This is a genomic window from Streptomyces sp. LaPpAH-108 (assembly GCF_000373625.1).
In the GTDB taxonomy this organism is placed as follows: Bacteria; Actinomycetota; Actinomycetes; order Streptomycetales; family Streptomycetaceae; genus Streptomyces.
The window spans coordinates 622,214-648,623 of sequence record NZ_KB891993.1 but is presented as its reverse complement, the minus strand read 5'-3'; the positions used below and the strand labels follow the sequence as shown (position 1 = coordinate 648,623).

At 71.0% G+C, this 26,410-nt stretch carries 25 protein-coding genes; 15 read left to right on the top strand and 10 right to left on the bottom strand.

Annotated features, from left to right (window positions below; genetic code table 11):
• Positions 1 to 17: 17 nt before the first annotated feature.
• Complete coding sequence (locus B079_RS0114380) at positions 18 to 611, top strand: TetR/AcrR family transcriptional regulator (protein WP_018546518.1); 594 nt, start codon at positions 18 to 20, stop codon at positions 609 to 611.
• Between the two features lie 137 nt (positions 612 to 748).
• Complete coding sequence (locus B079_RS0114375; protein WP_018546517.1) at positions 749 to 1,708, top strand: NAD(P)H-quinone oxidoreductase; 960 nt, start codon at positions 749 to 751, stop codon at positions 1,706 to 1,708.
• A gap of 65 nt (positions 1,709 to 1,773) precedes the next feature.
• Here B079_RS0114375 and B079_RS0114370 read toward each other — a convergent pair whose 3' ends face one another.
• Entirely contained in the window at positions 1,774 to 2,544 is a 771-nt protein-coding gene (locus B079_RS0114370) for a methyltransferase domain-containing protein (RefSeq protein ID WP_018546516.1), read from the bottom strand.
• 28 nt (positions 2,545 to 2,572) lie between these two features.
• On the opposite strand from B079_RS0114370, the gene B079_RS0114365 reads away from it, so the two are divergent.
• The gene (locus tag B079_RS0114365; RefSeq protein ID WP_026248692.1) at positions 2,573 to 3,016 is read left to right on the top strand and encodes a MerR family transcriptional regulator; all 444 of its coding nucleotides are present in this window, start codon (positions 2,573 to 2,575) and stop codon (positions 3,014 to 3,016) included.
• Positions 3,017 to 3,069: 53 nt separating this feature from the next.
• On the opposite strand, the gene B079_RS32055 is transcribed toward B079_RS0114365, so the two are convergent.
• The 6 genes from B079_RS32055 to B079_RS0114335 all read right to left on the bottom strand — a co-directional run bounded on the left by B079_RS32055 (position 3,070) and on the right by B079_RS0114335 (position 9,219).
• Positions 3,070 to 4,080, bottom strand: coding sequence for a substrate-binding domain-containing protein (locus B079_RS32055; protein ID WP_018546514.1), 1,011 nt, complete (start codon positions 4,078 to 4,080; stop codon positions 3,070 to 3,072).
• A gap of 81 nt (positions 4,081 to 4,161) precedes the next feature.
• The gene (locus B079_RS32050; protein ID WP_018546513.1) at positions 4,162 to 5,196 is read right to left on the bottom strand and encodes an ABC transporter permease; all 1,035 of its coding nucleotides are present in this window, start codon (positions 5,194 to 5,196) and stop codon (positions 4,162 to 4,164) included.
• Positions 5,193 to 6,689, bottom strand: a complete 1,497-nt coding sequence (locus tag B079_RS0114350) for a sugar ABC transporter ATP-binding protein (RefSeq protein ID WP_018546512.1) — start codon at positions 6,687 to 6,689, stop codon at positions 5,193 to 5,195. The genes B079_RS32050 and B079_RS0114350 overlap by 4 nt, the downstream gene beginning before the upstream one ends.
• Before the next feature lie 10 nt (positions 6,690 to 6,699).
• On the bottom strand, positions 6,700 to 7,104 hold the full coding sequence (gene rbsD, locus B079_RS0114345) for a D-ribose pyranase (protein WP_018546511.1): 405 nt from the start codon (positions 7,102 to 7,104) through the stop codon (positions 6,700 to 6,702).
• Positions 7,101 to 8,090 carry a ribokinase gene (rbsK, locus tag B079_RS32045; protein WP_018546510.1) on the bottom strand — a complete coding sequence of 330 codons (990 nt, stop codon included), beginning with the start codon at positions 8,088 to 8,090 and terminating at the stop codon, positions 7,101 to 7,103. Before rbsK ends, rbsD begins: the two co-directional genes overlap by 4 nt.
• A gap of 124 nt (positions 8,091 to 8,214) precedes the next feature.
• Entirely contained in the window at positions 8,215 to 9,219 is a 1,005-nt protein-coding gene (locus tag B079_RS0114335) for a LacI family DNA-binding transcriptional regulator (RefSeq protein WP_018546509.1), read from the bottom strand.
• Positions 9,220 to 9,415: 196 nt separating this feature from the next.
• Here B079_RS0114335 and B079_RS33930 point away from each other — a divergent pair, with 196 nt between their 5' ends.
• Positions 9,416 to 9,616, top strand: a complete 201-nt coding sequence (locus tag B079_RS33930) for a hypothetical protein (protein WP_158684987.1) — start codon at positions 9,416 to 9,418, stop codon at positions 9,614 to 9,616.
• Between the two features lie 85 nt (positions 9,617 to 9,701).
• Positions 9,702 to 11,123, top strand: coding sequence for a DEAD/DEAH box helicase (locus B079_RS0114325; RefSeq protein ID WP_018546507.1), 1,422 nt, complete (start codon positions 9,702 to 9,704; stop codon positions 11,121 to 11,123).
• A gap of 57 nt (positions 11,124 to 11,180) precedes the next feature.
• Here the strand turns inward: B079_RS0114325 and B079_RS0114320 are convergent, their stop codons facing one another.
• Positions 11,181 to 11,423, bottom strand: a complete 243-nt coding sequence (locus tag B079_RS0114320) for a LuxR C-terminal-related transcriptional regulator (protein WP_158684985.1) — start codon at positions 11,421 to 11,423, stop codon at positions 11,181 to 11,183.
• Positions 11,424 to 11,755: 332 nt separating this feature from the next.
• On the opposite strand from B079_RS0114320, the gene B079_RS0114315 reads away from it, so the two are divergent.
• The 10 genes from B079_RS0114315 to B079_RS0114270 all read left to right on the top strand — a co-directional run bounded on the left by B079_RS0114315 (position 11,756) and on the right by B079_RS0114270 (position 21,926).
• Positions 11,756 to 12,769 (top strand): DMT family transporter, encoded by a 1,014-nt coding sequence (locus tag B079_RS0114315; protein ID WP_018546505.1) that lies wholly within the window; start codon positions 11,756 to 11,758, stop codon positions 12,767 to 12,769.
• 163 nt (positions 12,770 to 12,932) lie between these two features.
• Entirely contained in the window at positions 12,933 to 13,403 is a 471-nt protein-coding gene (locus B079_RS0114310; protein WP_018546504.1) for a phosphotransferase, read from the top strand.
• Between the two features lie 142 nt (positions 13,404 to 13,545).
• Positions 13,546 to 14,463: an L-threonate dehydrogenase gene (gene ltnD / locus B079_RS0114305; RefSeq protein ID WP_018546503.1), complete on the top strand. Its 918-nt coding sequence runs from the start codon at positions 13,546 to 13,548 to the stop codon at positions 14,461 to 14,463.
• 1 nt (position 14,464) lies between these two features.
• A complete protein-coding gene (gene otnK, locus B079_RS0114300) occupies positions 14,465 to 15,742 on the top strand; it encodes a 3-oxo-tetronate kinase (RefSeq protein WP_018546502.1) in 1,278 nt (425 codons plus the stop codon).
• Complete coding sequence (locus tag B079_RS0114295; RefSeq protein WP_234016790.1) at positions 15,739 to 16,455, top strand: aldolase; 717 nt, start codon at positions 15,739 to 15,741, stop codon at positions 16,453 to 16,455. The genes otnK and B079_RS0114295 overlap by 4 nt, the downstream gene beginning before the upstream one ends.
• Positions 16,456 to 16,530: 75 nt before the next feature.
• Complete coding sequence (locus B079_RS0114290; protein ID WP_018546500.1) at positions 16,531 to 17,835, top strand: MFS transporter; 1,305 nt, start codon at positions 16,531 to 16,533, stop codon at positions 17,833 to 17,835.
• Positions 17,836 to 17,867: 32 nt separating this feature from the next.
• Complete coding sequence (otnI, locus tag B079_RS0114285; protein ID WP_026248689.1) at positions 17,868 to 18,671, top strand: 2-oxo-tetronate isomerase; 804 nt, start codon at positions 17,868 to 17,870, stop codon at positions 18,669 to 18,671.
• Positions 18,668 to 19,714: a D-erythronate dehydrogenase gene (gene denD, locus B079_RS0114280; protein WP_018546498.1), complete on the top strand. Its 1,047-nt coding sequence runs from the start codon at positions 18,668 to 18,670 to the stop codon at positions 19,712 to 19,714. Before otnI ends, denD begins: the two co-directional genes overlap by 4 nt.
• Positions 19,715 to 19,724: 10 nt before the next feature.
• Positions 19,725 to 20,477, top strand: a complete 753-nt coding sequence (locus tag B079_RS0114275; protein WP_018546497.1) for a FadR/GntR family transcriptional regulator — start codon at positions 19,725 to 19,727, stop codon at positions 20,475 to 20,477.
• A 126-nt stretch (positions 20,478 to 20,603) separates the two neighbouring features.
• A complete protein-coding gene (locus tag B079_RS0114270; RefSeq protein ID WP_018546496.1) occupies positions 20,604 to 21,926 on the top strand; it encodes an aldehyde dehydrogenase family protein in 1,323 nt (440 codons plus the stop codon).
• Between the two features lie 91 nt (positions 21,927 to 22,017).
• Here the strand turns inward: B079_RS0114270 and B079_RS0114265 are convergent, their stop codons facing one another.
• Together B079_RS0114265 and B079_RS32040 are read right to left on the bottom strand one after the other, a co-directional pair.
• Positions 22,018 to 23,259, bottom strand: a complete 1,242-nt coding sequence (locus B079_RS0114265) for a cytochrome P450 family protein (protein WP_026248688.1) — start codon at positions 23,257 to 23,259, stop codon at positions 22,018 to 22,020.
• A gap of 197 nt (positions 23,260 to 23,456) precedes the next feature.
• Positions 23,457 to 26,198: a lectin gene (locus tag B079_RS32040; protein ID WP_018546494.1), complete on the bottom strand. Its 2,742-nt coding sequence runs from the start codon at positions 26,196 to 26,198 to the stop codon at positions 23,457 to 23,459.
• Between the last annotated feature and the right edge of the window lie 212 nt (positions 26,199 to 26,410).

Here is a 26,410-nt window from a genome sequence, read left to right as displayed (position 1 = left end):
TTCAAGGAGTGTGACCTATGCCGCAAGCGACCGGCTCGTACCATCACGGCGATCTGCGCGCCGCCTGCCTGCGCGCCGCGCTGGGGCTGCTGGAGGAGGACGGCAGCGCCGGGCTGTCGCTGCGTGCCGTGGCGCGCCGGGCGGGCGTGTCGGCGACGGCTCCCTACCGCCACTACGCGGACCGTGACGCGCTGGTCTCGGCCGTCGCCGCCGAGGGGTACCGCGAACTCGCCGGATCGCTGGCCGCCGCGCATTCCGCGCCCACGACTCCGGACGAACTGGCCGCCGTCGCCGTCGCGTACGTGCGTTTCGCGCTCGACCGGCCCGCGATGTTCCGGGTGATGTTCGCGGAGCCGTGCGACCCGACCAGCGAGGAGCGGGTCGCGGCGACCGCCGCCATCTCGGAGTACGTCCACGACATCGTGCGCGGCGCCTTCCCGGGCGCCGCCGACCCGGAAGCGCTCGCGACCACGGTGTGGGCCCTCGTCCACGGCCTGGCCTTTCTGTGCCTGGACGGCAAGCTCGACTCCTCGACCTCCGAAGTGGTGGACGCGCAGGTCCGCGGGGCCGTACGGGCGCTGTTCGCCGCGTCGGCCGCCCTGGCGCGCTAGGGGTGGCGGAGGGCGTGGAAGCCACCCCATGTTGACAGTGCACACACTCGCGGCCTAATGTGTGTGCTGTAAACATCGAGCTTCCGGATGCGCGCCGACGCACGCACGGGAGCCCTCACCCCCAGGGACGGAGCATCATGAAGGCAGTGTCGATCAAGGAGCCCGGCGGCCCCGAGGTGCTGGAGTGGACCGACGTGGCGGACCCGGCGCCCGGCGCCGGAGAGGTCGTCGTCGATGTCGTCGCCAGCGCCCTGAACCGCGCCGACGTGATGCAGCGCTGGGGCCTCTACCCCGTCCCGCCGGGCACCTCGCCCTACCCGGGCCTCGAGGTCTCGGGCCGGATCAGCGCCCTCGGCGAGGGCGTGACCGGCTGGCAGGTCGGCGACGAGGTCTGCGCGCTGCTCACCGGCGGCGGCTACGCGCAGAAGGTCGCCGTACCGCAGGGGCAGCTGCTCCCCGTGCCCGAGGGGATCGGCCTGGTCGACGCGGCGGGCCTGCCCGAGGCCGTCGCGACCGTGTGGTCCAACATCGTCATGACCGCCGGACTGAAGAAGGGCGAGACCTTCCTCGTCCACGGCGGTGCCGGAGGCGTCGGCACCATGGCGATCCAGATCGCCAAGGCGCTCGGTGCCCGGGTCGTCACCACGGTCGGCGGTCCTGAAAAGGCTGCGCGCGCCCGGGAGCTGGGCGCGGACGTCACGATCGACTACCGCACGGAGGACTTCGTCGAGCACGGCCCCTACGACGTCATCCTGGACGTCGTCGGCGGCAGCTACCTCGAACGCAACGTACGCGCCCTCGCCCCCGACGGACGCCTGGTCGTCATCGGCCTCCAGGACGGTCTGGAGGCCAACCTCAACCTCGCGGAGCTGGTCTTCAAGCGCGCCTCCGTGCACGGCACCACCCTGCGCACACGGTCCAGGGAGCAGAAGGCCGCGATCGTCGCCCAGGTCCGCGACGCGGTCTGGCCGATGATCGAGAGCGGCACCGTCCAGCTCGTCATCGACCGACGCCTCCCCATGTCCCAGGCCGCCGAGGCCCACCGGCTCATGGAGGAGGGCGGCCACATCGGCAAGATCCTCCTGGTGAACGAGTAGCGCGGAGGAGCGGGCCGCGGGCACCCACGCCGACCTGCCCGCCGACGCATGCCTCCAGCTGCCCTCTAGGCAGAGGCGGCGGCCACGAAGAACGGAATGGCGATCAGGAAGCGGCCGGTCTCGGCGCGTCGGCGCTGTTCGGCGAGCCACTCATCGGTCCGGTCACGGTCGACGGCGCCGTTCGCGCAGGCCGCCTCGGCGAGCCTGGTGAGCAGTGACAGCATCGCGGGATCGGTGAACACGCTGGTGTGCGCCTCCACGGTGACGTCGTCGAAGCCGCCGTCCAGGAGCAGGGCGCGGTACTGGCGGCCGGCGCGTGGCGTGCCGAGGAGGTCGGCGCGGGCGTGCACGATCGTGCGGGTGAGCGTCGCGTCGTCGGAGTCGACCATGATGGCGTCCCAGTCCTGTCCCACCAGGACGATCCTGCCGCCCGGGCAGAGAACACGCCGTGCCTCCGTCACCGCCCGCCCCGGCTCCTGGAGGACGTGGAAGACTCTTTCGGCGCGGTAGCCGCGCACGCTCCCGTCGGCGAACGGCAGTTCCTCCGCCCCTGCCTCCCGGAACTCGCCCGCCGGCCACCGTTCCCGGGCCGCGGCCAGCATCCGCGGATCGGGATCCACGCCCACCGCGTGGACGCCGCGTCCGGCCAGCTCGGCGACGGCACGCCCGGCACCGCAGCCGACGTCCACGACGGTCGAGGCCGGGACGAGGGACAGCAGTTCGTAGGAGCGGGCCCGCAGCAGGCCGGCGCTCGGCAACCGGTCAGCGGCGTCGAGGACGGCCAGCAGGGCCTGGGTGTCGTGGTGCTCTTCCGGTGCTTCCTGGTCCTTGAACATGGATGCCAGGCTGCAACTTAATGTCAGCATGAAGTCAAGCGGAGACAACGGCGCGAGTCTGATGAGCATCGGCGCTCTCGCGGCACGGTTCGGTCTCGCCACACACGTCCTGCGGCACTGGGAGTCCAGGGGCCTGCTGCACCCCGTACGGGACGCGGGCGGCCGCCGCCGCTACGGCGCGAGCGACCTCACCCGCGTGGCGACGATCCTCGTCTTCAAGGAGGCCGGCCTGAGCCTGGAGACCATCAGGAGCCTGTCCGCCACCGCCGGGCGTGCCGGACGGCAGGGGATCCTGCGTGCCGAGGCCGAAGAGCTCCGATCGAGAATCGCCGCGGCCCGGGCCTCGTTGGAGCTCATCGAGGGCGGCCTGAACTGCGCGTACGAGGACATCACCGAGTGCCCGAACTACCGGCGGCGCATCGCCGAACAGGTCGTCTCGCGGGGCGGGGCCGTACGGCCGGGGAAGTCGTGAAACGCAGCGGTGGAGGCCCGGGCTCCGGACCTCCACCGTGAGAAGAGCGACCGCTACTTCCGCAGCGCCGCCGGTACGTCCGCCGAGTCGCCGATGCTGACCAGGTACTGGGCGTACTCCTGCACCGTGGACTTGGTGACGAGCTTGCCCTGGAGGGTCTCCGCGGCCGACACCTTCTTGCCGTCGAGGACCTGGCCGGTGAGGCTGACGACCTTCTGGCCGAGGGCGTACGGCGACTCGGCGTTGGTGGCGTACATCGTGCCCGCCTGGATCGCGGCGAGCGCGTCGGCTATGCCGTCGTTGCCGACGAGCTTGACCTTCCCGGCGAGGTGACGGGACTTGAGGGCGGCCAGGGCGCCCATCGCCATCTCGTCGTTGGCGGCGTAGACCCCGTCGATGTCCGGATGGGCCTGGAGGATGTTGGTCATCACGTCGAGCGCCTTGGCCCGGTCGAAGTCCGCGGCCTGCTTGGCGACGGTCTTGATCTTCGGGTACTTCGCGATCTCCTCCTCGAAGCCCTTGCTGCGGTCCTGGGCGACGTTCGTGCCGAGCAGACCCTGGATCTCGACGATCGTGCCCTTCTCACCGAGGGACTTGGCGAGCGCGTCGGCGGCGTTGCGGCCCGCCTGGATCGCGTCGTAGCCGATGAAGGACGCCAGCTTGCCGCCCTCCGGCTTGCGGTCGAAGGCCATGACCGGGATGCCCGCGCCGTTGGCCTGCTTGACCGACGCCGTCGCGGACGTGCTGCTCACCGGGTCGATGATCAGCGCGCCGACCTGCTTGGAGACGGCGGTGGTGGCCAGGTTCAGCGCCGTGGAGTCGGAGTTGTTGGCGTTCTGCACACTGAGCTTCACCCCGGACTTGGCCGCCTGGGACTTGGCGCCGTTGCCGACACTGACGAAGAACGGGTTGTTCAGGGTGCTCATGATCAGGGTGGCGGTCTTCTTGCCCGACCCCTTGGCGGAGGCGGTGTCGGAGGCCGAGCCCCGGCTGCAGCCGGTCAGGGCGAGCGCGGTGACGGCGGCGAGCGCGGCGGCCGCTCTTACGGTACGGGTGACGGACATGGTGCGGCTCCTTCAGGGTCGTACAGGGGACGTCGAGCGGGTGCTCGGGGCGTGCGCTGGGGGCGTTCGGGGGCGGGGCCTTCAGGGGGTGTGGCGCGCGGTGGGGACGGCCGCCGGGGCGAGGACGGTCTCCTGCGCCGGAGGTCCGGAGGGGAGCGTCGGCTTGCGCCAGGCGACCATCGCCCGCAGCCCGTCGACATTGCGGTCCAGGAAGACGGCCAGCAGGATCACCACGCCCTTGACCACGCTCTGCAGGAACGGCGACACGTCCAGCAGGTTCATGCCGTTGTCGATGACACCGAGGACCAGCGCGCCGATCAGGGTGCCAAGGAGCTTGCCCCGGCCACCGGCGAGGCTGGTGCCGCCGATGATCACGGCGGCGATCGACTCCAGCTCCAGACCGGTACCGGCGGTCGGCTCGGCCGTGGACAGCCGGGCCGTGAGGATGAAGCCGCCGAGCGCCGCGAGGACTCCGCTGATCACGAAGGCGAGCACCTTGACCCGCTGGGTGCGGATGCCCGACAGCCGCGCGGCCTCCAGGTTGTCGCCGGTCGCGTAGACGAAACGGCCGAAGCCGGTACGGGCGAGCAGCACGCCGAAGACGACGTACCCCGCCACCATCAGCCACACGGGAAGGGGGATCCCGGCGAGATAGTCCTGCCCGATGCCCTGGAAGCCGTAGTCGTCGACCCCGACCGGGTTGCCGTCGGTCAGCTGGAGCGTCAGCCCGGACAGGATGGACATCATCGCCAGCGTGGCGATGAAGGACGGCATCCGGGTCCGGGTGACCAGCAGCCCGTTGACCAGACCGGCCGCCGCGCCGACGCCGATCCCGGCCGCCAGCGCGGGCAGCAGCCCGTGATCGCGCAGGACCAGGGCCGTCACCACGGAGGAGAAGCCGAGGACGGCGCCGACCGACAGATCGATCTCCGCCAGGACGATGACGTACGTCTGCCCGATGGCCAGCAGCGCGACCACCGAGGTGGCCAGGCCGACGTTCAGCAGATTGGTGCTGGTCAGGAAGACGGGCGAGGCGATGCTCAGGACGACGCCCACCAGCAACAGCATCCATACGGCGCGCAGTTGGCGGGCCACGGATTTCAGGACGGAGGTCATGCGGCACCCACCAATGCGTGTTCCAGGACGGACTGTTCGCTCAGGCGGTCGCCGGTCATCTCGGCCACCACCCGCCCCTGGCGCATGACGACCGCGCGGTCCGACATGGCGACCAGCTCGGGGAGATCGGAACTCACCAGGACGACGGCCACCCCGTCCGCGGTGAGCTGGTTGATGATGCGGTAGATCTCGGTCTTCGCCCCGACGTCCACCCCTCGGGTGGGCTCGTCCATGAGCAGGACCCGGGGACCGGTCAGGACCCACTTGGCGAACAGCGCCTTCTGCTGGTTGCCGCCGGACAGCGAGGTCACCGCGGCCTCCGGGGAGGCGGTCCGTACCCGCAGCCGGGACATGACCTCGCCGGTGGCCTCCCGCTCCCGGGCCCGGCGCACGAGGTCGCCCGGACCGGTGTGCCTGCGCAAGGTGGCCAGCGAGACGTTGGCCTCCACCGACAGGTCGGGGCACAGCCCCTCCGCCTGCCGGTCGGGGGTGACGTAGGCGATGCGGGCGGCGATGGCGTCCCGGATGTTCCGCAGCCGCACCAGCCGGCCGTCGACCTCGACCGTGCCGGAGGTGAGCGGTTCGAGCCCGAACAGCGCGCGCAGCAGACTGCTGCGACCGCAGCCGACCACCCCGCCGATGCCCAGGACCTCCCCGGCCCTGACCTCCAGATCGACCCCCTGGAAGACACTGCCGGAGCCGCCCCGGACCCGCAGGACGGTCTCCTCCCCGGCGTTGCGCTCCTTGGGATAGAAGTCGTCCACCGTGTTGCCGACCATGGCCGCGACGACCTGCGCCGGGCCGGTCTCGGCGATCGGGGAGTCCAACGCGACCAGACCGTCCCGCAGGACGACGATGCGGTCCGCCAGCTCGAAGATCTCGTCCAGACGGTGGCTGATGTAGACGATGGACACGCCCTCGTCCCTCAACCTCCGTACCTGCTCGAAAAGTTGCTCGGACTCGCGCTCGTCGAGCGCCGCCGTCGGCTCGTCGAGAATGAGCAGCCGCAGCTCGTGGGAGGTGGCCTTGGCGATCTCGACCATCTGCTGCTCGGCGACACCCAGCGTGCCCACGGGGGCGAGCACGTCGATGCCGTCCATACCGAGCGCGGCCAGCGCCGACCGCGCCTCCTCGGCCATCCGCTTCCGGGAGACCAGCAGCCGCCCGAACCGCCGCTCACGGTCGAGGACATGGATGTTCTCGGCGACACTCAGATGCGGGAAGAGGTTCTGCCGGAACTCCTGGTAGATGACCTCGATGCCCCGCGCCATCGCTCCTTGCGGGTTCTTGAACGTCACGGGCTCGCCGTCGATGACGACCTGACCGGAGTCCGGCTGGTGCGCGCCCGAGATGACCCGGGTGAGCGTGGACTTCCCGGCCCCGTTCTCCCCGGCCAGGGCCACGACCTCGCCCGGACCGACCTCGAAGGTGACACCGCGCAGCACGCTGTTCTCGCCGAAGGACTTGGTGACGTCCTCAAGTCGTAGCCTCATGCCCCGCTCCTCAGTACACGACGCCCGCCGTGAGCAGCACGTTCGCGTACGGGGTGAACTCCCCGGAGCGAACGGCGGCCCGTGCGGCGGCGGTCGCCTGCTTGAAGGTGGTGTGGGGGACGAAGCGCAGGCCCACCCCCAGCGCGGCGAACCGCTTCTCGATCTCGGCGAGCATCTGCGGGCTCGCCTCCTTGATCTCCTCCGACAGGAGCACGTCCTCCACCGCGACCTCGGCCAGGACCACGTCCAGCAGCTCCAGGAAGCGCGGCAGGTTCTCGGCGACGGCCAGGTCCACCCGCTCCACACCGGGCGGGACCGGCAGGCCCGCGTCGGTGACGACGAGCTGATCGGTGTGGCCCAGCTCGGAGATGACCCGGGCCAGCTGCCCGTTGAGCGTTCCGTTGTTGCGCCTCACGAGGCGGCTCCTTCCAGGTCGGTCGCGGCGTCGGCGAGGGCCGGGCCGGAGGTGGGGCCGGTGTCCGCGGCGGCGAGCAGGGCGTCGACCGCGGCCAGGTCGGGGAGCGAGGGGCTGGCCCCGGGACGGGTGGTGGCCAGGGCACCGGCCGCCATGCCGCGTCGTACGGCGGTGTCGGCGTCCAGGCCCGAGGCGAGGGCGGCGCCGAACGCGCCGGTGAAGGCGTCCCCGGCCGCCGTGGTGTCGACGGGGGTCACCGGGAAGGCCGGGAAGTGCCGGACCGCCTCCGCCGTGACCGAGACCGCCCCGGCCCCGCCGAGCGTGATCAGCGCGTGCCGTACGCCCCGGTCCAGGAACCAGCGGGCCGCCCGCTCGGCGGACTCGGGCCCGTCCACCTCGACGCCGGTCAGCGCGGCGGCCTCGCTCTCGTTCGGGGTGACGACATCGACGTACTCCCAGATGTCGTCCGGCAGTTGCTGCGCGGGCGCCGGATCGAGCACCACGGTGAACCCGGCCTCGGCACCCGCCCGCGCGGCATGCCGGGTGACCTCGGCCCGCACCTCCAGCTGCAGCAGCAGGACGCTCGTGCGGTCCCGGGTCGCGGCGATGCTCTCGTCCACCATCTCGGGCGTCAGCGAGGCGTTGGCCAGCGGGGTGATGACGATGTCGTTCTCACCGGAGGCGTCGACGCGGATGTGGGCGACACCGGTGCGCCCGGGGACCGTACGGACCTCGGAGGTCTCCACGCCGTGCCCGCGCAGACCGTCCAGCGCGAGGTCCCGGAACAGGTCCTCCCCGACACAGCCGGCCATCCAGGTGGGGGCGCCCGAACGGGCCGCGGCGACGGCCTGGTTGGCCCCCTTGCCACCGAGGACGAGGGTGAAGTCGTCCCCGAGCACGGTTTCGCCGGGGCGGGGCAGCCGTCGCGTGAACGCGGTGACGTCCGCGGTGATGCTGCCGACGACGAGAACACCGGTGCGGGTCATCGCGGTCTTCCTCCTGTTTTTGGCATGGGCGGGGGAGGGGCACGGCGCAAGGAGCGCTGCCCTGAGGGGTGTTGGCGTCTGTGTCTGTGTCTACGGCGGGGGCGCGGCCCGGCACCGGTGTCGGCTAACGCCGGGGCGCCGCCGTGGAACCGCGCTGAACGAGCTTGGTGTCGAGCGTGATCCGCCGGGAACCGCCGCCCCGGTCCTCGTCCTGGCCCAGCCGCTGGAGCAGCAGGCGCATGGCGAGGACGCCCTGTTCGACCATGGGGCGGTCGACGACGGTGAGCGGCGGATTCAGCAGCGGTCCGGTGTCGAGGTCGTCGAAGCCGATGACGCTGATCTGGCCGGGGACGCCGACGCGCATGTCGTGCAGCGCCTTCAACGCCCCCAGCGTCATGAGGTTGTTGGCCGTGAACAGGGCCGTGGGCGGCTCGGCCGAGGACAGCAGGCGCAGGGTGAGCTGGTAGCCGCTCTCCTCCCGGAAATCACCGATCAGGTCGAACTCCGGCAGGAGTTCCACACCGGCCTCGGCCAGCGCCGCCACGAACCCCTCGCGGCGGTACCGTCCGGGTGTCGTCTCCTGCTGACCGCTGACGGCGGCGATCCGGGTGTGTCCGAGCGAGAGCAGATGGGAGGCCGCCTGCCGACCGCCCTCGTGGTTGTTCACCAGCACGGCGTCGAAGTGCTCGCCGCCCGCCAGATCACGGTCCACGAACACCAGCGGCACGCCCGCGTCCCGGACATGCAGCGGCGTCTCGTCCTGCTCGGTCGCGGGGGCCAGGATCACCCCGTCAACCTGATGGATCATGTCGGAGAGCACGTCGTCCTCGCGCTCGCTGCTCTCGTCGCTGTTGGCGAGCAGGATGCGGTACCCACGGTCGCGGGAGACCGACTCCATCCCCTTCACGACGGCGGCGAAATACGGGTTGTTGATGTCGGGAACGACGACACCGATCGTCCGTGTCCGCCCGGACTTCAGCGACTGCGCGACGACACTGGGCCGGTATCCCAGCGCGTCGATGGCCTCCTGGATCACCTCCGCGCTCCGCACGCGCTGACCGCGCAGATGCCGCGAGACCGTGGCCGCGGAGACCCCGGCGCGGGCAGCCACATCATGGATGGTGCTCACAGAGGACTCCCGTTTCGTCGCTGAAACCGTTGTCAGAGAACGATTGCAGTCGGGCGGGTGGGCGTCAATGAGCGTGCGGGGATTTTTCAAACGGCGTGATTCGGCCAGGTTTCGGGGAGGGGGCGGCGGGGGCGCGAGGGTCCTTGCCGGGGCCGAGGTCGTGGTCCCGCACTTCGATGTCAGGACGCTTCGGGTCGTGGACGAGGCGACGGGGGACGACGATGTCGTCGATACCTGCGGTCACCTGCGGCGGGCGTACGGCGCCGGGGAGCGCACGCTCGTACTCGTCCGTCCGGACGGCTACGTGGGGGTCGTCTCGGACGCGGGACGGGCGACCACGCCGGACGGGGGCCGCGCGGGATGCCCGATCGCGGCGGGCCGCACGCTGGTAAAATGACCGTACGCTTCGAAACACACAGGGCCCGTGCCGACCAAGGCGCGGGCCCTGTCCCGTTCGGGGTCACCAGCAGAGGAAGGTCCCCATGAACGCGAAGACGCCGAACCCCGGGCAGCCAGGGCGCTCCGGTGCCGACGACCGTACCCAGACGCCGGAGGACGTGGACCCGGCATCCGGCGCGACGACGCCGGGTCTGCCGCCCATCGAGGCGTTCGACGAGCTGGACCTGCCGTCGGAGCTGGTCCGGACGATGACCGAGCTGGCGGTGCGCGAGCCGTTCCCGATCCAGGCGGCCACCCTGCCGAACGCTCTCGCGGGCCGCGACATCCTCGGCCGGGCACGCACCGGCTCGGGCAAGACGCTCGCCTTCGGTCTGCCGATGCTGGTCCGTACGGCGGGCCGCCGTGCCGACGCGAAGCGGCCCCTCGCGCTGGTCCTCGTACCGACCAGGGAACTCGCGCAGCAGGTGACCGATGCCCTGACGCCGTACGCGCAGGTCCTCGGGGTCCGGCTGGCGACCGTGGTCGGCGGTCTGTCGATCAGCCGCCAGGCGGCGTCGCTGAAGACCGGGGCCGAGGTAGTCGTCGCCACCCCGGGACGGCTGACCGACCTGGTCTCGCGCCGGGACTGCCATCTGGACCGGGTGGAGATCACCGTCCTGGACGAGGCGGACCAGATGTGCGACATGGGGTTCCTGCCGCAGGTCTCGGAACTTCTCGACCAGGTGCGCCCCGACGGGCAGCGGATGCTGTTCTCGGCCACGCTCGACCGCGATGTCGACCAGCTGGTCAAGCACCACCTGCACGACCCGGTATACGCCTCGGTCGACCGGCCGTCGGGCTCGGTGACCACGATGGAGCACCACGTCCTGCTCGTGCACCCGGCCGACAAACTCGCCACCGCCACCGAGATCGCGGCCCGCGACGGCCGGGTGCTGATGTTCCTCGACACCAAGGTGGCCGTCGACCGGTTCACCCGCCATCTGCGGGACAGCGGCATCCAGGCCGCCGCCCTGCACAGCGGCAAGTCCCAGCCCCAGCGCACCCACACGCTGGCCCAGTTCAAGTCCGGCGCGGTCACGGTGCTGGTGGCCACCAACGTCGCCGCCCGGGGCATCCACGTCGACGACCTGGACCTCGTCGTCAACGTGGACCCGCCCGCCGACTCCAAGGACTACCTCCACCGAGGCGGTCGCACCGCCCGCGCGGGCGAGTCCGGCCGCGTGGTCACCCTGGTCACCCCCGGCGAGCGCCGCGAGGTCAACCGCATGACGTCCGACGCGGGCATCCGCCCCACGGTCACCCCGGTCCGCTCCGGCGAGGCGAAGCTGACCGACATCACCGGCGCCCGACGCGCTCCCTCGACCACCCCCGCCAAGAACACCAACGCCCCCTTCCGAGGCATGGGCACCCGCCCGGGCCGCCCGGCGAAGGAGACCCGCAAGGCAGCCGAGGCACGCAAGCTGGCGGAGGCCCGGCGGGCGGCGCGGGCACGGAAGTCTCGCTGACGGGGGAGTGCGGGCGGGTGCGGGCGGGTGCGCCGGTCGACGGCACCCTGACCCCGGTCAGTTCTCGGAGACCGGCTCGTCCAGCAGCCCCGACGTGGCGATGAGGCAGCCGAGCCGCGCCCGGCTGCCGCTGTCGAGCCGCCCGGAGATCCGCCGTACGTGCTCGGTGATGGTGCGCGTGCTGACGCCGAGGCGGTGGGCGATGGCGGAGTCGGTGCTGCCGGTGACCAGCAGACGCATGATCGACAGCTGCAGATCGGAAACGACGTCCGGGCCGCTCGCCCGCGCCGTGGCCGGCACCACCGGCACCGCCGGCGGCGACCGCACTCGCCGGGGCCACCGTCCTCGCCACTCATACGGCCTACCGGGCGGCCCGGCGTGGGGACTTCGCGGGCTCGTGAGCGAGCGCCGCAGAGTAAGTGATCCATGTCACCGGGGTGTGAGCCGACAACTGCTTGTAGCGTCGGCCGTTCAAAGTCGATCTTTGGATGCTTCAGCCACAACGGGGTTGCTGAGGTGCCCGCCGGAGCGGGACTCGGCCCGACCGCCCGCCGACTCCCGCGCTCACATCAGCCCCGGCCGACCCGGCACCACCGGCCGGGGCGCTGCCCGCTCACCCCCGGAGACGTCCCATGCCCACCGCGCCCGCCACCCCCGGCTCCCGCAGAGCCTGGCTGACCGACGGCCCCGTACTTCTGGTCGCCGTCGTCTGGGGGTCCAGCTATCTGGCCACCAAGAACATCACGCGCGAAGACACCGTCATCACGCTGCTCCTGCTGCGCTTCGTCGTCGCCGTCCCGCTCCTCGGCTTGGTGGCGCGGCGGGCGCTACGGCGGCTGACGGTACGTGAGGTGTGCGGGGGAGGCGTTCTGGGGCTGATCCTCGCCGCCATCTTCCTGCTGGAGACCTACGGCGTCGTCCACACCTCGGCGACCAACGCCGGGCTGATCATCAGCCTCACCATGGTCTTCACCCCGCTCGCCGAAGCCGCCCTCAACCGCACCCCGCCCAGCCGCTCCTTCCTGGCCGCAGCCGCGCTCTCCCTGCTCGGCGTCGCCCTGCTCACCCAGGGCACCGGCTTCACCGCACCCTCCCTCGGCGACCTGCTCATGCTGCTGGCCGCCGTCGCCCGTACGGTCAACGTGCTGGTGATCCACCGACTCCCGGCCGTACGTGACACCGACGACGCGGCTCTCACCTTCGTCCAACTCTCCACAGCTGTCGCCGTGTTCGCGCTCCTGACGCCCCTGGGCGGAACCCCGCCCTGGAACCTCGCGGCCTCCTTCACCGGCGCCCAGTGGATCAACCTGCTCTACCTGTCCCTCATGTGCACCCTGTTCGCCTTCTTCGTCCAACTCTGGGCCGTACGCCGCAGCTCCCCCTCCCGCGTCAGCCTCCTCCAGGGCACCGAACCTCTCTGGGCCGCCGTCATCGGCGTCGCCCTCGGCGGCGACGAGCCCGGCGTTCTCGGGTACTTGGGCGCCGTCCTCGTCCTCGCCGGAACCACGTGGGGGCGCCGCGCGGCTGAGGAACGCCCGGTGACCGACGTACGGGCACAGCCGGAGGGGGCGGACATCCGAGAGGACGTGAACGTGCGGGCACCATCGCGGGGCGGCACGGTCGAGGAGCAGCCTTCGGGGGCGTAGGCGAGCCAGGTCGCAAAGCCCTCGTTCGGGGCCTCGTCGGCAAGTGCGGCACTCTGATACGTCTGCCTCATGGACGATGACGTCGCGCCCTTCGCGCAGCTCTCCCACGCCGCGCAGCTCGAACTCCTCGAAACCCTGACGCGCGCCGCGCTCACCCGTACGGATGGAGGTCCAGCAGTACGAGGACAACGCCGTGTGGCGGATCACCTCGCCCGGCGCGGGCTCCTTCGCGGGGCGCCTGTCCCTGAGGGACGGGCGCCCGGTTCGCCAACAGCGCGGTGAGATGCGGTGGCTGGAGGGCCTGGCCGCTTCCGGCGCGGTCGCGGTGCCCGGGCCGGTGGCCACCACCGACGGCCGGTACGTGGTCCAGGTGGACGTCCCCGGCCACGACGAACCCGCCACGTTCGCGCTCCTGCGGTGGCTCCCCGGCACGGCCGAACCGCCCTACCAGGAGGCCGATGTGGCCCGCGCCATGGGCGGCGCGACCGCTCAACTCCACCACAATTCCGCCACCGTGCCGCTTCCCGCCTTCGACCACGCCGGTGTCGCCGCATGGGGGCCGGGGCGTATCGCGGGCATCCTGAAGAACATGCGGGACTACCTGGAGGGGTGGCCCTACCCCGGCGCGGTCTGAGCCGACCTCTCGGAGAGAATGTGACCGGCATCACAGTGCATCAACTCTCGTCATCAGGTCATCATATGACCTGACCGTCGGCGAAGGGGCCGGGCAGGGAACGGCGTCCGGGCGCGGCCACAGCGAGACAAGGATGTTGCGCGTGAACGAGCAGGAAAGGTCCGCCCTGCCCCGCGTGGGCGTGGTGGGACTCGGGGCCATGGGGCTCGGGATGGCACGGAGCCTGCGGAAGGCGGGGTTCGATGTCGGGGTTCATGACCTGCGCCCCGAGGTGGCCGCCGACTTCGCCCGGGAGGGCGGCACCGCTTTCCCGGCGCCCGGTGAACTCGCCGCGAGCGTCGATGTCCTGGTCGGTGTGGTCGTCAACTCCGCTCAGATCGAGCAGGTGTTGTTCGGTGAGGGCGGCGCCGCCGAGCGGCTGCGGCCAGGGTCCGTGTTCGTGATGTGCTCCACCATCGACCCCGCAGAGTCCGCTGAACTCGACAGCAGACTGGCCGAGTTGGGCGTGCTCTACCTCGACGCCCCCGTCTCCGGCGGAGCCGCCCGCGCGGCGGCCGGAGAGCTGACCATGATGACCTCCGGCTCCCCAGCGGCGTACGCCGTGGCCGATCCCGTCCTGGAGGCGATGAGCGCGACCGTGCACCGGCTGGGGGCGGACGCCGGGCTCGGCTCCAAGGTGAAGGTCGTCAACCAGCTGCTCGCGGGCGTGCATATCGCCGCAGCGGCCGAGGCGATGGCGCTGGGCATCAAGGCCGGTATCCCGGCCGGGACGCTGTACGAGGTCATCACCCACAGCGCGGGCAACTCGTGGATGTTCGAGAACCGTATGGCGCACGTGCTCGCCGGTGACTACACGCCCCTGTCCGCCGTCGACATCTTCGTCAAGGACCTCGGGATCGTGCTCGACTCCGCCCGCCCCGAGCGCTTTCCCCTGCCCCTCGCCGCCACCGCCCACCAGATGTTCCTCCAGGCTGCGGCCTCGGGGCTCGGTGGCGAGGACGACAGCGCGGTGATCAAGATCTTCCCGGGGGTCGACCTGCCGAAGCCGGAGGACGGCTGACATGGGAATCCGACTCGGCGCCATCGCCGACGACTTCACCGGCGCCACCGACCTGGCGAACAACCTGGTGCGCGCGGGCATGCGCGTGGTCCAGCTCATCGGCGTCCCCGAGGACGGCGGGTACGACATCGCCAAGAACGCGGACGCCGTCGTGATCGCGCTCAAGTCCCGTACCGTCCCCGTCGCGGAGGCCGTCGACGCCTCCCTGCGCGCCCTGGCGTGGCTGCGGAGCGCGGGCGCCGAGCAGATCTACTTCAAGTACTGCTCGACCTTCGACTCCACCCCCGCCGGGAACATCGGGCCGGTCACCGAAGCCCTGATGGACGCGCTGGGTACCGACTTCACGGTGACCACCCCGGCGTTCCCCGACAACGGGCGCACCGTCTTCAAGGGGCATCTCTTCGTGGGCGACGTGCTGTTGAGCGAGAGCGGCATGCGGCACCATCCGCTGACACCGATGACCGACTCCAACCTGGTCCATGTGCTCGGCGCGCAGACCACGCGTCCTGTCGGACTCATCGACCACACGGTCCTCGCGGCCGGTGCGGACGCCGTCCGGGAGCGCATCGCCGAACTCCGGTCCGCAGGCGTCGCGTTCGCCATTGTGGACGCCGTCTCCAACGACGACCTGCTACGCCTCGGCGAGGCCGTGAGCGAACTCCCGCTGGTGACCGCCGGTTCGGGCCTGGCCATCGGGATGCCCGCGAACTGGGGGATTCAACCGTCCACGGCAGCAGCCCAGTTGCCGCCCGCCAGCGGTCGCCAGGCCATCGTCTCCGGCTCGGTGTCCGTGGCCACGAACGGCCAGGTCCAAGCGTTCCTGGACAGCGGTCGCCCCGCGTTCAGCGTGGACCCGCTGCGCATCGCGGCCGGTGAGGACGTGGCCGGGGAAGCCCTCGCCTTCGCCGACGCCCACCTGGCCGACGGCCCCGTACTCATCTACTCCACCGAGGCCCCCGACGCCGTATGCGGCGTGCAGAGCAGGCTCGGCGCCGCCGAGGCCGGTGAGTTGGTCGAGCGCACCCTGGCCGAGGTGGCGCGGGGGCTCGTGGCGCGCGGAGTGCGTCAACTCGTCGTCGCCGGGGGCGAGACCTCGGGCGCCGTCGTCCAGGCGCTCGGCGTCACCGGACTCCGCATCGGCCCGCAGATCGACCCCGGTGTGCCGTGGTGCGCGGCGGCCCTGCCCGACGGGGAGACGCTTCATCTCACCCTGAAATCAGGGAACTTCGGCGGCCCGGACTTCTTCTCCGCCGCGTTCGCCCTGCTGGAGAAGCCATGACAGAAGCCATGACGGAAGCCGTGACCGATCCCGCCATGTCAGACCCCGCCATGTCAGACCCCGTCGAAGCGGCCCGCCGCGAGATCGTACGAGTCGGCACCACCCTCTTCGCCCGCGGCTACGTCCACGCCAGCGCGGGCAACATCAGCGCCCAGGTGGGCGACTCCCACCTGATCACCCCAACTGACGCCGCCCTGGGCTTCCTCGAACCCGACCGGCTGGCCCTCGTCGACGCGCAGGGGGACCAACGCGCGGGCGACCGCGCCAGCAAGACCCTCACCCTGCACCGCCGTATCTACGCCGCCGACCCCACCGCCCGCTTCATCGTCCACACCCACTCCACCCACCTGGTCGGGCTGACCCTGTCCGGAGTGTGGAGCCAGGACGACGTGCTCCCGCCGATCACCCCGTACTACGTGATGAAGGTCGGGCACGTCCCGCTCGTCCCCTATCACCGGCCCGGCGACCCGCGCGTGGCCGACCTCGTGGCCGCCCGCATCGCCGAACGCGCCGCGCGCGGTACGCCGATCAGGGCCGTGCTGCTCGACCGGCTCGGCCCGGTCGTCTGGGGGCCCGACGCGGCCTCCGCCCTCGCCGTCCTCGAAGAACTCGAGGAGACGGCACGCCTGTGGCTGCTCACCGACCGCAGGCCCGCACCGCTCATGGAACCCGAACTCGCCGAACTGCGCTCCGTGTTCGGCGCCCGCTGGTGAACCCGCCCCGACAGCCGCCCCGACACCCGCTCACTCGTCCCCCAGAATCCCCCTGAGCCGCTCTAAGGATTCGTCATGTCCCTCCCCACGGTCGCCACCGAAGCCGACCTCACCCGCGAGAACGCCGTCTTCCGCAAGGTCGTCCGGCGCATCGTCCCTTTCCTCGTCCTCTGCTACATCGTCTCCTACCTCGACCGCGTCAACGTCGGCTTCGCCAAGCTCCAGATGTCCGACGACCTGGGGTTCAGCGAGGCGTCGTACGGCCTGGGCGCCGGGCTGTTCTTCATCGGGTACTTCCTCTTCGAGGTCCCCTCGAACCTGCTGCTCCAGCGCGTGGGCGCCCGTACCTGGATCGCCCGGATCATGATCAGCTGGGGCGTGGTCTCGGCGGCGTTCGTGTTCGTCACCGACGAGGCGACGTTCTACGTGCTCCGCTTCCTGCTCGGCGCGGCCGAGGCCGGGTTCTACCCCGGGGTCATCCTGTACTGCACCTACTGGTTCCCCTCGCACCGCAGGGCCCGCGTCATCGCGATGTTCATGTCGGCGATCCCGGTGGCGGGCATCTTCGGCAACCCGCTCTCCGGCTGGATCCTGGACGCCTTCCACGGCACGGGCGGCTGGCAGGGGTGGCAGTGGATGTTCGCGCTGGAGGCGCTTCCGGCGCTGGTCGTCGGGGTGGTCACGCTGTTCTACCTGGACAACGGGGTACGGGACGCGAAGTGGCTCAGCGACGAGGAGAAGGCCGTCGTGGAGCGGGCGCTCGCCGAGGACGCCGCGCACCGGAGCGTGCACGGCAAGGTCTGGGACGGCTTCCGTGACCCCAAGGTGTGGCTGATGAGCCTCATCTACTTCTGCTTCGTGATGGGCCAGTACGCGCTGACGTTCTGGATGCCGACCTTCGTGGAGTCCACCGGTATCAAGGGCAACTTCGCGATCGGCGTGCTCAGTTCGGTGCCGTTCCTGGCCGCGCTGGTCGCCATGAACCTGTTCGGACGCTCGGCCGACCGGCGCCGGGAACGCCGCTGGCATCTGGTGGTCCCGAGCCTCATGGGCGCCGTCGGCTTCACCCTGGCCGCCTCCTGGTCGGGCTCGACCGCGCTGTCCCTGATCGCCCTGTCCTTCGCGGCAGCCGGCGTGCTGACCTGCGCCCCGCTGTTCTGGTCGCTGCCCACCGCCTTCCTGGGCGGTACGGCCGCCGCGGCCGGGCTCGCCCTCATCAACTCGGTCGGCAACCTGGCCGGTTTCGCCAGCCCTTACATGATCGGCGCGCTCAAGGACAGCACCGGTTCGGCGTCCATACCGATGTACGTGCTGGCGCTCAGCCTCGTCGTGGGCGCCGCCGCCGTACTGACCACCAAGAAGGACGTCGTCAACCGCTGACCGGCGCCCCTACCGGCGTCATGGGAGTGACCATGCCGAGGTTCGCAGCGAACCTGTCCATGATGTACACCGAGCACCCGTTCCCGGCCCGCTTCGCCGCGGCCTCGGCGGACGGCTTCGAAGCCGTCGAGTACCTGTTCCCGTACGCGTACGACCCCGCCGAACTGCGCCGCCTGCTGGACGACCACGGGCTGCGGCAGGTGCTGTTCAACGCCCCGCCCGGCGACTGGGACGCGGGTGAGCGCGGGACCGCCGCGCTGCCCGGACGCGAGGCGGAGACGCGGGCCGGGATCGAGCGGGCGCTGGAGTACGCGGCCGTCCTGGACTGCCCGCGCGTGCACGTGATGGCCGGACTGCTGCCGAGCGGAGCCACCCCCGCCGAGGAGGCCCGGCACCGCGACACCTACCTCGGCAACCTCACCTGGGCCGCCGAGCGGGCCGGGGCCGCCAGGGTGGACCTCCTGATCGAGCCGATCAACCACCGTGACATGCCGGGCTACTTCCTGAACCGACAGGCCGAAGCACACGCCGTCGTCCAGGAGTTGGGCGCCCACAACCTCAAGGTCCAACTGGACCTCTACCACTGCCAGATCACCGAGGGCGACCTCACCACGGCCCTGCGCCGGGACCTGCCGACCGGCCGGGTCGGGCATCTCCAGATCGCGGGGGTGCCCGACCGGCACGAGCCCGACACGGGCGAACTGAACATCGGCCATCTCTTCGGCGTCATCGACGAGTTGGCCTTCGAGGGGTGGGTCGGCTGCGAGTACCGCCCCCGCGCCGGGACGAGCGACGGGCTCGGCTGGCTGCGCGACTACCGAGGAGCACACGCATGAGGATCGTCATCACCGGTGGCTTCGGCTTCCTGGGCCGCCAGGTGGCCCAACGGCTGCTGGAGACAGGGACGTTCGGCGGCACACCCGTGGAACGGCTGGTGCTGGCCGACCTGTTCGTACCGGACGCCTCACCACTCACCGCCGACCCGCTCGTGGAGGTCGTCCAGGGTGATCTGACCGCGCGGCTTGGCGAGTTGTTCGCGGAGCCGGTGGACGTGGTGATCCACCTCGCCTCCGCCGTGTCGGCCGAGTGCGAGGCCGACTTCGACCTCGGCATGGCCGCCAACGTGGACACCACCCGCGCCCTGCTCGAAGCCGCCCGCGCCCAGTCCGCCGCCGGGGGACCGGTCGTACGGCTGCTGTTCTCCAGCAGTGTCGCGGTGTACGGCTCGGACCCGGCGCTGCCGCTGCCCGAGGTGGTCAGCGAGGCCACGCTGCCGACCCCGCGCTCCAGCTACGGCGTGCAGAAGTTCGTCTGCGAGCAGCTGGTCGCCGAGTACACACGGCGTGGCTACGTGGACGGGCGCGTGGCCCGGCTGATGACCGTGTCCGTGCGGCCGGGCAAGCCGAACGCCGCCGCCTCCGGCTTCCTGTCCGGCATCGTCCGCGAGCCCCTGGCCGGGCTGCCCGCCGTCTGCCCCGTCGACCCCGCCCTGCGGGTGGCCCTGGCCTCGCCCCGGCGCACGGTCGCGGGCATCCTCCGGGTCGCGGAGCTGGAGCGCGGTGACGGCCCCGGTCGGCTCAGCGGGCGGCTCCCGGTCAACCTGCCCGCGCTGACGGTCTCCGTCGCCGACATGCTCCAGACCCTGCGCCAGGTGGCCGGGGACGCGGTCGCGGACCTGGTGACGGTCGCGCCCGAGCCCGCCGTCGAGGCCATCGTGGGCTCCTGGCCCGCCGACTTCGACAACGCGCGCGCCGCCACGCTCGGCCTCGCGGCCGACCCCGACTTCGCATCGGTCGTCCGGGAGTACCTCGCCGACCACGCCGACGCGGTGACCGCCGTCACCGGGCTCGGGGCCGGGCGGCAGAGCGCGGATCGATAGACTGAAAAGCATGTTTTCCAAGGTGAGCGGTCCGATACGGCTCGCGGACCGGGTCGCCGCGATCCTCGCGGAGGAGATCGAGTCCGGGCGGCTCGCCGAGGGCGACAAACTGCCGACCGAGGTCGCGCTGGTCAAGCAGCTCGGCGTGAGCCGTACGGTCGTCCGCGAGGCGGTGTCCCGGCTGCGCAACGCGGGCCTGGTCGAGCCGCGCCAGGGCCTCGGCGTCTTCGTCCTGCCCCGGCGCATCCGGCCGCTCGACCTGGAGGCGGAGTCGCCCGGCACCAAGGCCAAGGTGCTCCAGATCGTGGAGGTCCGCGCCGCGCTGGAGGGCGAGGCCGCCGCCCTGGCGGCCACCCGTGCCACACCGGACGACATCGCCCGGATGCGCGGGGCGCTCGACGCGCTGGACGCGGCGGTCGCCGCCGACGGCGACGGCGTGGACGAGGACCTGGCCTTCCACCGCTCCATCGCGGAGTCCACCGGCAACCCGGTCCTCGTCCAGACGGTGCGCTACCTGGGCGAGGTCGCGCGCGGCGGCATCCGCGTCACCCGCGCCAACGAGGCCCGCCGCAGCGACTTCATCGAGGCGGTGCGCCAGGAGCACCACGCCATCCTGGCCGCCGTCGAAGCCCGCGACCCCGAGGCCGCCCAGGCCGCCGCCCGCCGCCACCTCCGCCACGCCGCGTCCCGCCTCCAGGACGCGGACGACAGCTTCTGGACGGAGAACGACGGGCTGGACGTACGGCTGGGGCCGGGCGCATGACGCCATCGGCGGAGCGCCCTCCCGCGTACGGAACGTGATCTGTGTCATTCCGGGCAATCCGCGGAATGTGCGCGGCCACCTGAAAGGTTGGTGTTTACATCTGTTAGTCGAGAACGCGAGGCACCCGTGAACCACGCCCCCACCGAGCAGCCCGCCGACACCGTCGCCCGCCTGCGCAGCACGTTCCGCACCGGCCGCACCAAGTCGGTCGAGTGGCGCACCGAGCAGCTGCGCCGCCTGCGCGCGATGCTCACCGAGCACGGCACCGACCTCGCCGCCGCCCTCCACGCCGACCTGGGCAAGAGCGCCACCGAGGCGCACCGCACGGAGATCGACTTCACGATCCGCGAGATCGACCACACCCTGGAGCACCTGGAGGAGTGGCTGCGCCCCGAGCCGGCCCCGGTCCCCGCGCACCTCGGTGCCGACGCGACGGCCTGGACGCAGTACGACCCGCTCGGCGTCGTCCTCGTCATCGCCCCCTGGAACTACCCGGCCCAGCTCCTGCTCGCCCCCATGGTCGGCGCGCTGGCCTCCGGCAACGCGGTCGTGGCCAAGCCGAGCGAGCTGGCCCCGGCGACCTCCGCCGCGCTGGCCGAACTGATCCCGGCCTACCTCGACACCGACGCGGTCGCCGTGGTCGAAGGCGGCATCCCGGAGACCACGGCCCTGCTGGCCGAGCGCTTCGACCACATCTTCTACACCGGCAACGGCACGGTGGGCCGCATCGTCATGCGCGCGGCGGCCGAGCACCTGACCCCGGTCACCCTCGAACTCGGCGGCAAGTCACCGGCGTTCGTCGACCGGGACGCGGATCTCGACGTGGTCGCGGACCGGTTGGCGCGCGGCAAGTTCCTCAACGCCGGGCAGACCTGCGTCGCCCCCGACTACGTCCTCACCGACCCGGAGACCGCCCCCGCCCTGGAGGCCGCGCTCCTCCGTGCCGTCGAAGGCATCTACGGCGTCGACCCGGCGGCCTCGCCGGAGTACGGCCGCATCATCAACGAGCGCCATTTCGACCGCCTTTCGGGCCTGCTCGACTCCGGCCGGGTGGTGGTCGGCGGGGAGAGCGACCGCGGGGACAAGTACATCGCGCCGACCGTCCTGGCCGATGTCGCCCCCGACGCGCCCGTGATGCGGGAGGAGATCTTCGGCCCCATCCTCCCGATCGTCACCGTTCCGGACCTGGACGCGGCGGTGGACTTCATCAACGACCGTGACAAGCCCCTGGCGTTGTACGTCTTCACCGACTCCGGCACCACCCGCGACCGCCTCGCCGCCGAGACCTCCTCCGGCGCCCTCGGCCACGGCCTCCCCCTCGCGCACCTCACCGTCTCCGACCTCCCCTTCGGCGGCGTGGGAGAGAGCGGCATGGGCAGCTACCACGGCCGCTACTCACTGGACACCTTCAGCCACCGCAAGGCAGTGCTCTCCAAGCCGCTCGGCTGAGCGGCAATGTCACACGGCCGCCGATGAGCTGACATCACCCGTGGATGACGCCGGCTTCCCTCGGCGGACCCACGGTCCGCCGACGCGATGATCAGCCGCGCAGGCGGACCGGGATCTCCTGCCAGCCGAGGGCGATGAAGGACGGGACCTGGTGCAGCTCGGCTTTGCGGAAGGCTGATGTCAGGTCGGGGAAGTGGGTGAACAGGGCGGGGAGCGCGGTGCGGGCCTCCAGGCGGGCCAAGGGGGCGCCGATGCAGCGGTGGACGCCGAGACCGAAGGCCAGATGGTCGTCGGCTCCGCGTGCCGCGTCGAAGGTGTGGGCGTCGGTGCCGTAGTGGGCCGGGTCGAGTCCGGCGGCGGCGTACGTCGTGATGATGGCGTCGCCCGCCGGAATGGTGATGTCTCCGACGGTCAGATCCTCGACCGCGTAGCGCAACGGCAGTGCGGCGATGGAGGGTTGCACCCGGAGCGTCTCGTCGATCACCGCGTCCCAGGAGATCTCGCCGGAGCGTATGGCGGCCAGTTGCGCGGGGTCGTCCAGCAGGGCGACGACCGCGTTGCCGATGAGGTTGACCGTCGTCTCGAACCCGGCGCCGATCACCAGCAGCAGCGTGTACAGCAGCTCCTCGTCGCTGAGCCGGTCACCGTCCTCGTCGCGGACCCGGATCAGCTCCGTGGTCATGTCGTCGCCCGGATGCCCGGACTTGTACGCGATCAGGCCGCCCAGGACGGTCCCGATCCGCTCCTGCACGAACGCCGTGTGCTCGGGGCCCGGGTCGGAGGTGTCCATGATGGCCGCGATCAGACCGGCGGTGTCCGCCCGCAACTCCGGTGGCACACCGAACAGTTCGCAGATCATCCGCATCGGCAGCTCGTGCGCGAACATCCGCTTGACGTCTACGACCCGGCCGTCCGCACCCGCCTCCGCGAGGGAGTCGAGCAGTTCGCCCGTGATCGACTCCACGCGCGGGCGCATCGCCTCGGTGCGCTTGTGGGTGAAGCTCGGCGCCACCAGCTTGCGCAGCCGCGCGTGTTCGGAGCCGTAGGTGGTGAACATGTTGACGACACCCACCCAGCCCAGGACCCAGCCCCAGGAAGGGTGTTCGGGGATCTCGGGCCACAGCCGCCAGTGCCGCCGGGGGTCCTTGCTGACCCGGGGGTCCAGGATCAGGTCCTTGAGGACGTCGTATCCCGTGGGAGCCCAGGCGGGGATACCGCCGGGCAGTTCGACAGGGACGACCGGGCCGAGGGAGTGCAACTCGGCGATCTCGGCGGGGATATCGGCGCCGAAGGGGTCGATGACGGCGCGGGCGACGGGACCGCTGATGGTCACGGTGACTCTCCAGAAGGCGAGGGCGTCGGCACAGCGACTGTCGTTCTCGGAGTGCGGAGCGATCAGGGTATGCGCCAACTCCGCCTCGCCGTAGGCCTCTTACAGACCTTGCACATCCGGAGACGCCTTCGCCCTGCCCCCTCCGAGAGGAAGGAGGCAGGGCGAAGGAACGTGCCGCGTGGACCGCTACGGGTGGGCTACGCCGCCGGAAGCGTCCACTTCTGGGCCGCCGACCCGTTGCAGCCATAGATCTGCAACCGCGTGCCCTCCGCCGTGGCGGAGTCCGGATCGTCCAGGCACAGCCCGGAGTTGGCGTTCTTCAGCGAGCCGTCCGAACCGATCGTCCACGCCTGCGCGCCGGTGCCGTTGCAGGTGTAGAGCTGGACGAGGGTGCCGTTGGTGGTCCCGCTGTTCGTCACATCGAGGCACTTCCCGAGCGTGCGCAGGGTGCCGTCCGAGGCGACCGTCCAGTCCTGGGCGTACGTCCCGTTGCAGGACCAGAGCTGGATCGCCGTGTGGTCCGCCGTACCGGAGTTGGCGTCATCCACGCACAGCGAGGAACTGACACCCGACCTCACCGGCCCCACTCGGGGCTTGGCCGGTGCGGAGGTGTCACCCGGGTAGGACGGGGGAGCAGCCGAAGTCCCGCTGGCCCATGAGGTGTTGGCGCTGCTCCCCAGGGTGAAGCCGAGGGTGCCGCCCGAAGTGAGCGCGGATGCCGGGGCGTAGGCGTTGTTCCACGCCGAGCCGTTGAACGTCGCGGACTGGACATAGGGCGCGTTGTCCGCCGCACCGATGCCGTTGACCGTGAGCGTCTTGCCCGAGGGCAGCGTGATCTGGGCCTGCGGGAACAAGGGTGAACCGAGGGCGAGATCGGACGTGCCCGGTGTCATGGGGAACATGCCGAGCGCCGACCAGACGTACCAGGCACTCATCGCACCGAGGTCGTCGTTGCCGTCGGCAAGCCCTGCGGGGGAGTTGGACCAGATCTGGTCCTGCACCGCGCGCACGGTCGCCTGGGTCTTGTACGGCATGCCGATGTAGTCGTACTCCCACGGCAGTTCGATGCTCGGCTCGTTGCCGACCCAGGCATAGCCGTTCGCGCCGGTGTAGCTGCGCAGGACGGTGTCGAGATAGTCACCCATCACCTTGTTGCCGCCCTTGGCGGTGGCGAGTCCGGCGACGTTGAACGGCACCATGCCCGTGTAGATCCAGGAGTCGGCCTCCACCATGTCCGTCCCGCTGGTGGGGTCGAACCCGCCGGTCCAGGTGCCGTTGAGGTTGCGCGGCTGGACGAAACCGGAGGCCGGGTTGAGGACGTTGCGCCAGTCCTGCGCCCGGTGGGCGTACGTCTTCTGGCTCTGGCTGTCGCCGAGTGCTCCGGCGAAGGCGGAGAGGGCGAAGTCGGCGGTGTCGTACTCCAGTGTGGTGGCGACCGGGCCGTAGAAGTTGCAGCAGCCGTAGCTGCCGTCATGCGGCTCGTACCCCGGGTTGTCGAGGTAATTGAGGCCAGGGCGGTCGTTGTTCGCGGTGCTCGCCTGCTTCAGCAGACCCGAGAGCGCCGCCGGGGTGTCGAAGTCCCGTGCGCCGAAGGCGTAGTAGTCGGCGATGATCGCCGCAGCCGGGTCACCGACCATCACGTAGGACTCCCCGTTGTTCTCCGACCACTTGGGGAAGATCCCGGTCTGCTGGTAGTCGTCGACCATCGACTGTGCGGTGTCGGAGGCCACTTGAGGACTCACCAGCGCCTCCAGCTGGGCCTGGGAGCGGTAGATGTCCCAGCCGGAGTAGTTGGCGTACGCGGCCCGGTGTCCGGAGTCCACCGCGTGCGTCTTGCCGTCGAAGCCGAAGTACTGTCCGTTGGTGTCGCTGATGACGTTCGGGTGCAGCAGGGAGTGGTAGAGCGCGGTGTAGAAGATCTTCTGCTGGTCCGAGGTCCCGCCGCCGATCAGCACCTTGCCGAGAGCCGAGTCCCAGGCGTCGTGCGCCGAGGTGCGGATGGCGTCGAAGTTCCAATTCGGGTTCTCCGCCGCGCGGTTGGCGCTCGCGTTGGCGACGGACACGTAGGAGACGCCCACCTTGGCCTGGACGACCTGGTTCGCGCTGGTGTCGAAGGTGACATGGGCGTTGGACGCGGCGGCCTTCGGCGTCGTGTTCCCGGAACTGCCGTCCTTGACCGCCGACTTCGGGCCGGTGCCGTGCAGACGCGGATGGTTGGGCCGGTCCGCCGCGTTCGTGCCCGCCCGCTTCACGCTCGGTGCCGCCTGCTTCGACGGCGCGAGCGAGCTGCCGCTGGTGGCGAACGGCCGGTCGAAGACCATGTCGAAGTAGACGGTGTAGCTGTTCCCGGCCCCGCAGAACCTGCCGCTCGTGACCTGCCCGCTGACCTCGGTGCTGGAGACGACGGTGAACTGGGTCGAACTCCCGCCGTTCTGGCTGCCGTTCAGCTTGAACAGCAGATTCGCCTGGGTGGTCGCGGGGAACGTGAACCGCGCCATGCCGCTGCGCGTGGTGGTGGCCAGCTCGGTGGTCACCTTGTTGTCGAGCGCGACCTTGTACGACCCCGCCGTGGCGGACTCGTTGGCGTGCGAGAAGGAGTCGGTGGCGGAGTTGCTGACCGCGCCGACCGTGGGCAGCACCGGCACGTCCCCGGCCGCGCCACAGCCGGGACCTGCGATGTGCGTGAGGCTGAACCCGGTGATCGAAGAGTCCTTGTACTCGTACCCGCCGCCCGGCGGCCGTGAGGGGGTGTCCGGGCTCCACTGCACCATGCCGAAGGGCACGTCCGCGCCGGGGAAGTCGTTGGCGTCGTTGGACGTACCGATGAAGGGATTGACCAGGTCGGCCGGGTGAGCCACGAGATCGGCCGGGCGTACGACGGCGGCCACGGCGGCGGGCGCGGGCAGCGCGTACGCACCGAACAGCACGGCCCCGGCCACGGCACCGAGGACCGCGTACCCCCGGCGCGACCGACCCGACGCCCATCCGGGTGGGCCGCTCCGGCGTCTGCTTGACGACGAGATCCCGAACATCGCGATGTGCCTCCTGTGGGAGTGGGGGAGGGGCGGACTCGCTGTGTTTCCTGGGTGGGTGACAACGTTGTCTGAGAGGTGACGCGGGTGGAGCGGGGCCTTCCGGCCGGAGCGTGGGG

Excerpts from the sequence above, each read along its gene's own strand:
- B079_RS0114380 (WP_018546518.1), top strand. The coding sequence starts at position 18 with ATGCCGCAAGCGACCGGCTCGTACCATCACGGCGATCTGCGCGCCGCC.
- B079_RS0114375 (WP_018546517.1), top strand. The coding sequence starts at position 749 with ATGAAGGCAGTGTCGATCAAGGAGCCCGGCGGCCCCGAGGTGCTGGAG.
- B079_RS0114370 (WP_018546516.1), bottom strand. The coding sequence starts at position 2,544 with ATGTTCAAGGACCAGGAAGCACCGGAAGAGCACCACGACACCCAGGCC.
- B079_RS0114365 (WP_026248692.1), top strand. The coding sequence starts at position 2,573 with ATGAAGTCAAGCGGAGACAACGGCGCGAGTCTGATGAGCATCGGCGCT.
- B079_RS32055 (WP_018546514.1), bottom strand. The coding sequence starts at position 4,080 with ATGTCCGTCACCCGTACCGTAAGAGCGGCCGCCGCGCTCGCCGCCGTC.
- B079_RS32050 (WP_018546513.1), bottom strand. The coding sequence starts at position 5,196 with ATGACCTCCGTCCTGAAATCCGTGGCCCGCCAACTGCGCGCCGTATGG.
- B079_RS0114350 (WP_018546512.1), bottom strand. The coding sequence starts at position 6,689 with ATGAGGCTACGACTTGAGGACGTCACCAAGTCCTTCGGCGAGAACAGC.
- rbsK (WP_018546510.1), bottom strand. The coding sequence starts at position 8,090 with ATGACCCGCACCGGTGTTCTCGTCGTCGGCAGCATCACCGCGGACGTC.
- B079_RS0114325 (WP_018546507.1), top strand. The coding sequence starts at position 9,702 with ATGAACGCGAAGACGCCGAACCCCGGGCAGCCAGGGCGCTCCGGTGCC.
- B079_RS0114315 (WP_018546505.1), top strand. The coding sequence starts at position 11,756 with ATGCCCACCGCGCCCGCCACCCCCGGCTCCCGCAGAGCCTGGCTGACC.
- B079_RS0114310 (WP_018546504.1), top strand. The coding sequence starts at position 12,933 with ATGGAGGTCCAGCAGTACGAGGACAACGCCGTGTGGCGGATCACCTCG.
- otnK (WP_018546502.1), top strand. The coding sequence starts at position 14,465 with ATGGGAATCCGACTCGGCGCCATCGCCGACGACTTCACCGGCGCCACC.
- B079_RS0114295 (WP_234016790.1), top strand. The coding sequence starts at position 15,739 with ATGACAGAAGCCATGACGGAAGCCGTGACCGATCCCGCCATGTCAGAC.
- B079_RS0114290 (WP_018546500.1), top strand. The coding sequence starts at position 16,531 with ATGTCCCTCCCCACGGTCGCCACCGAAGCCGACCTCACCCGCGAGAAC.
- otnI (WP_026248689.1), top strand. The coding sequence starts at position 17,868 with ATGCCGAGGTTCGCAGCGAACCTGTCCATGATGTACACCGAGCACCCG.
- denD (WP_018546498.1), top strand. The coding sequence starts at position 18,668 with ATGAGGATCGTCATCACCGGTGGCTTCGGCTTCCTGGGCCGCCAGGTG.
- B079_RS0114275 (WP_018546497.1), top strand. The coding sequence starts at position 19,725 with ATGTTTTCCAAGGTGAGCGGTCCGATACGGCTCGCGGACCGGGTCGCC.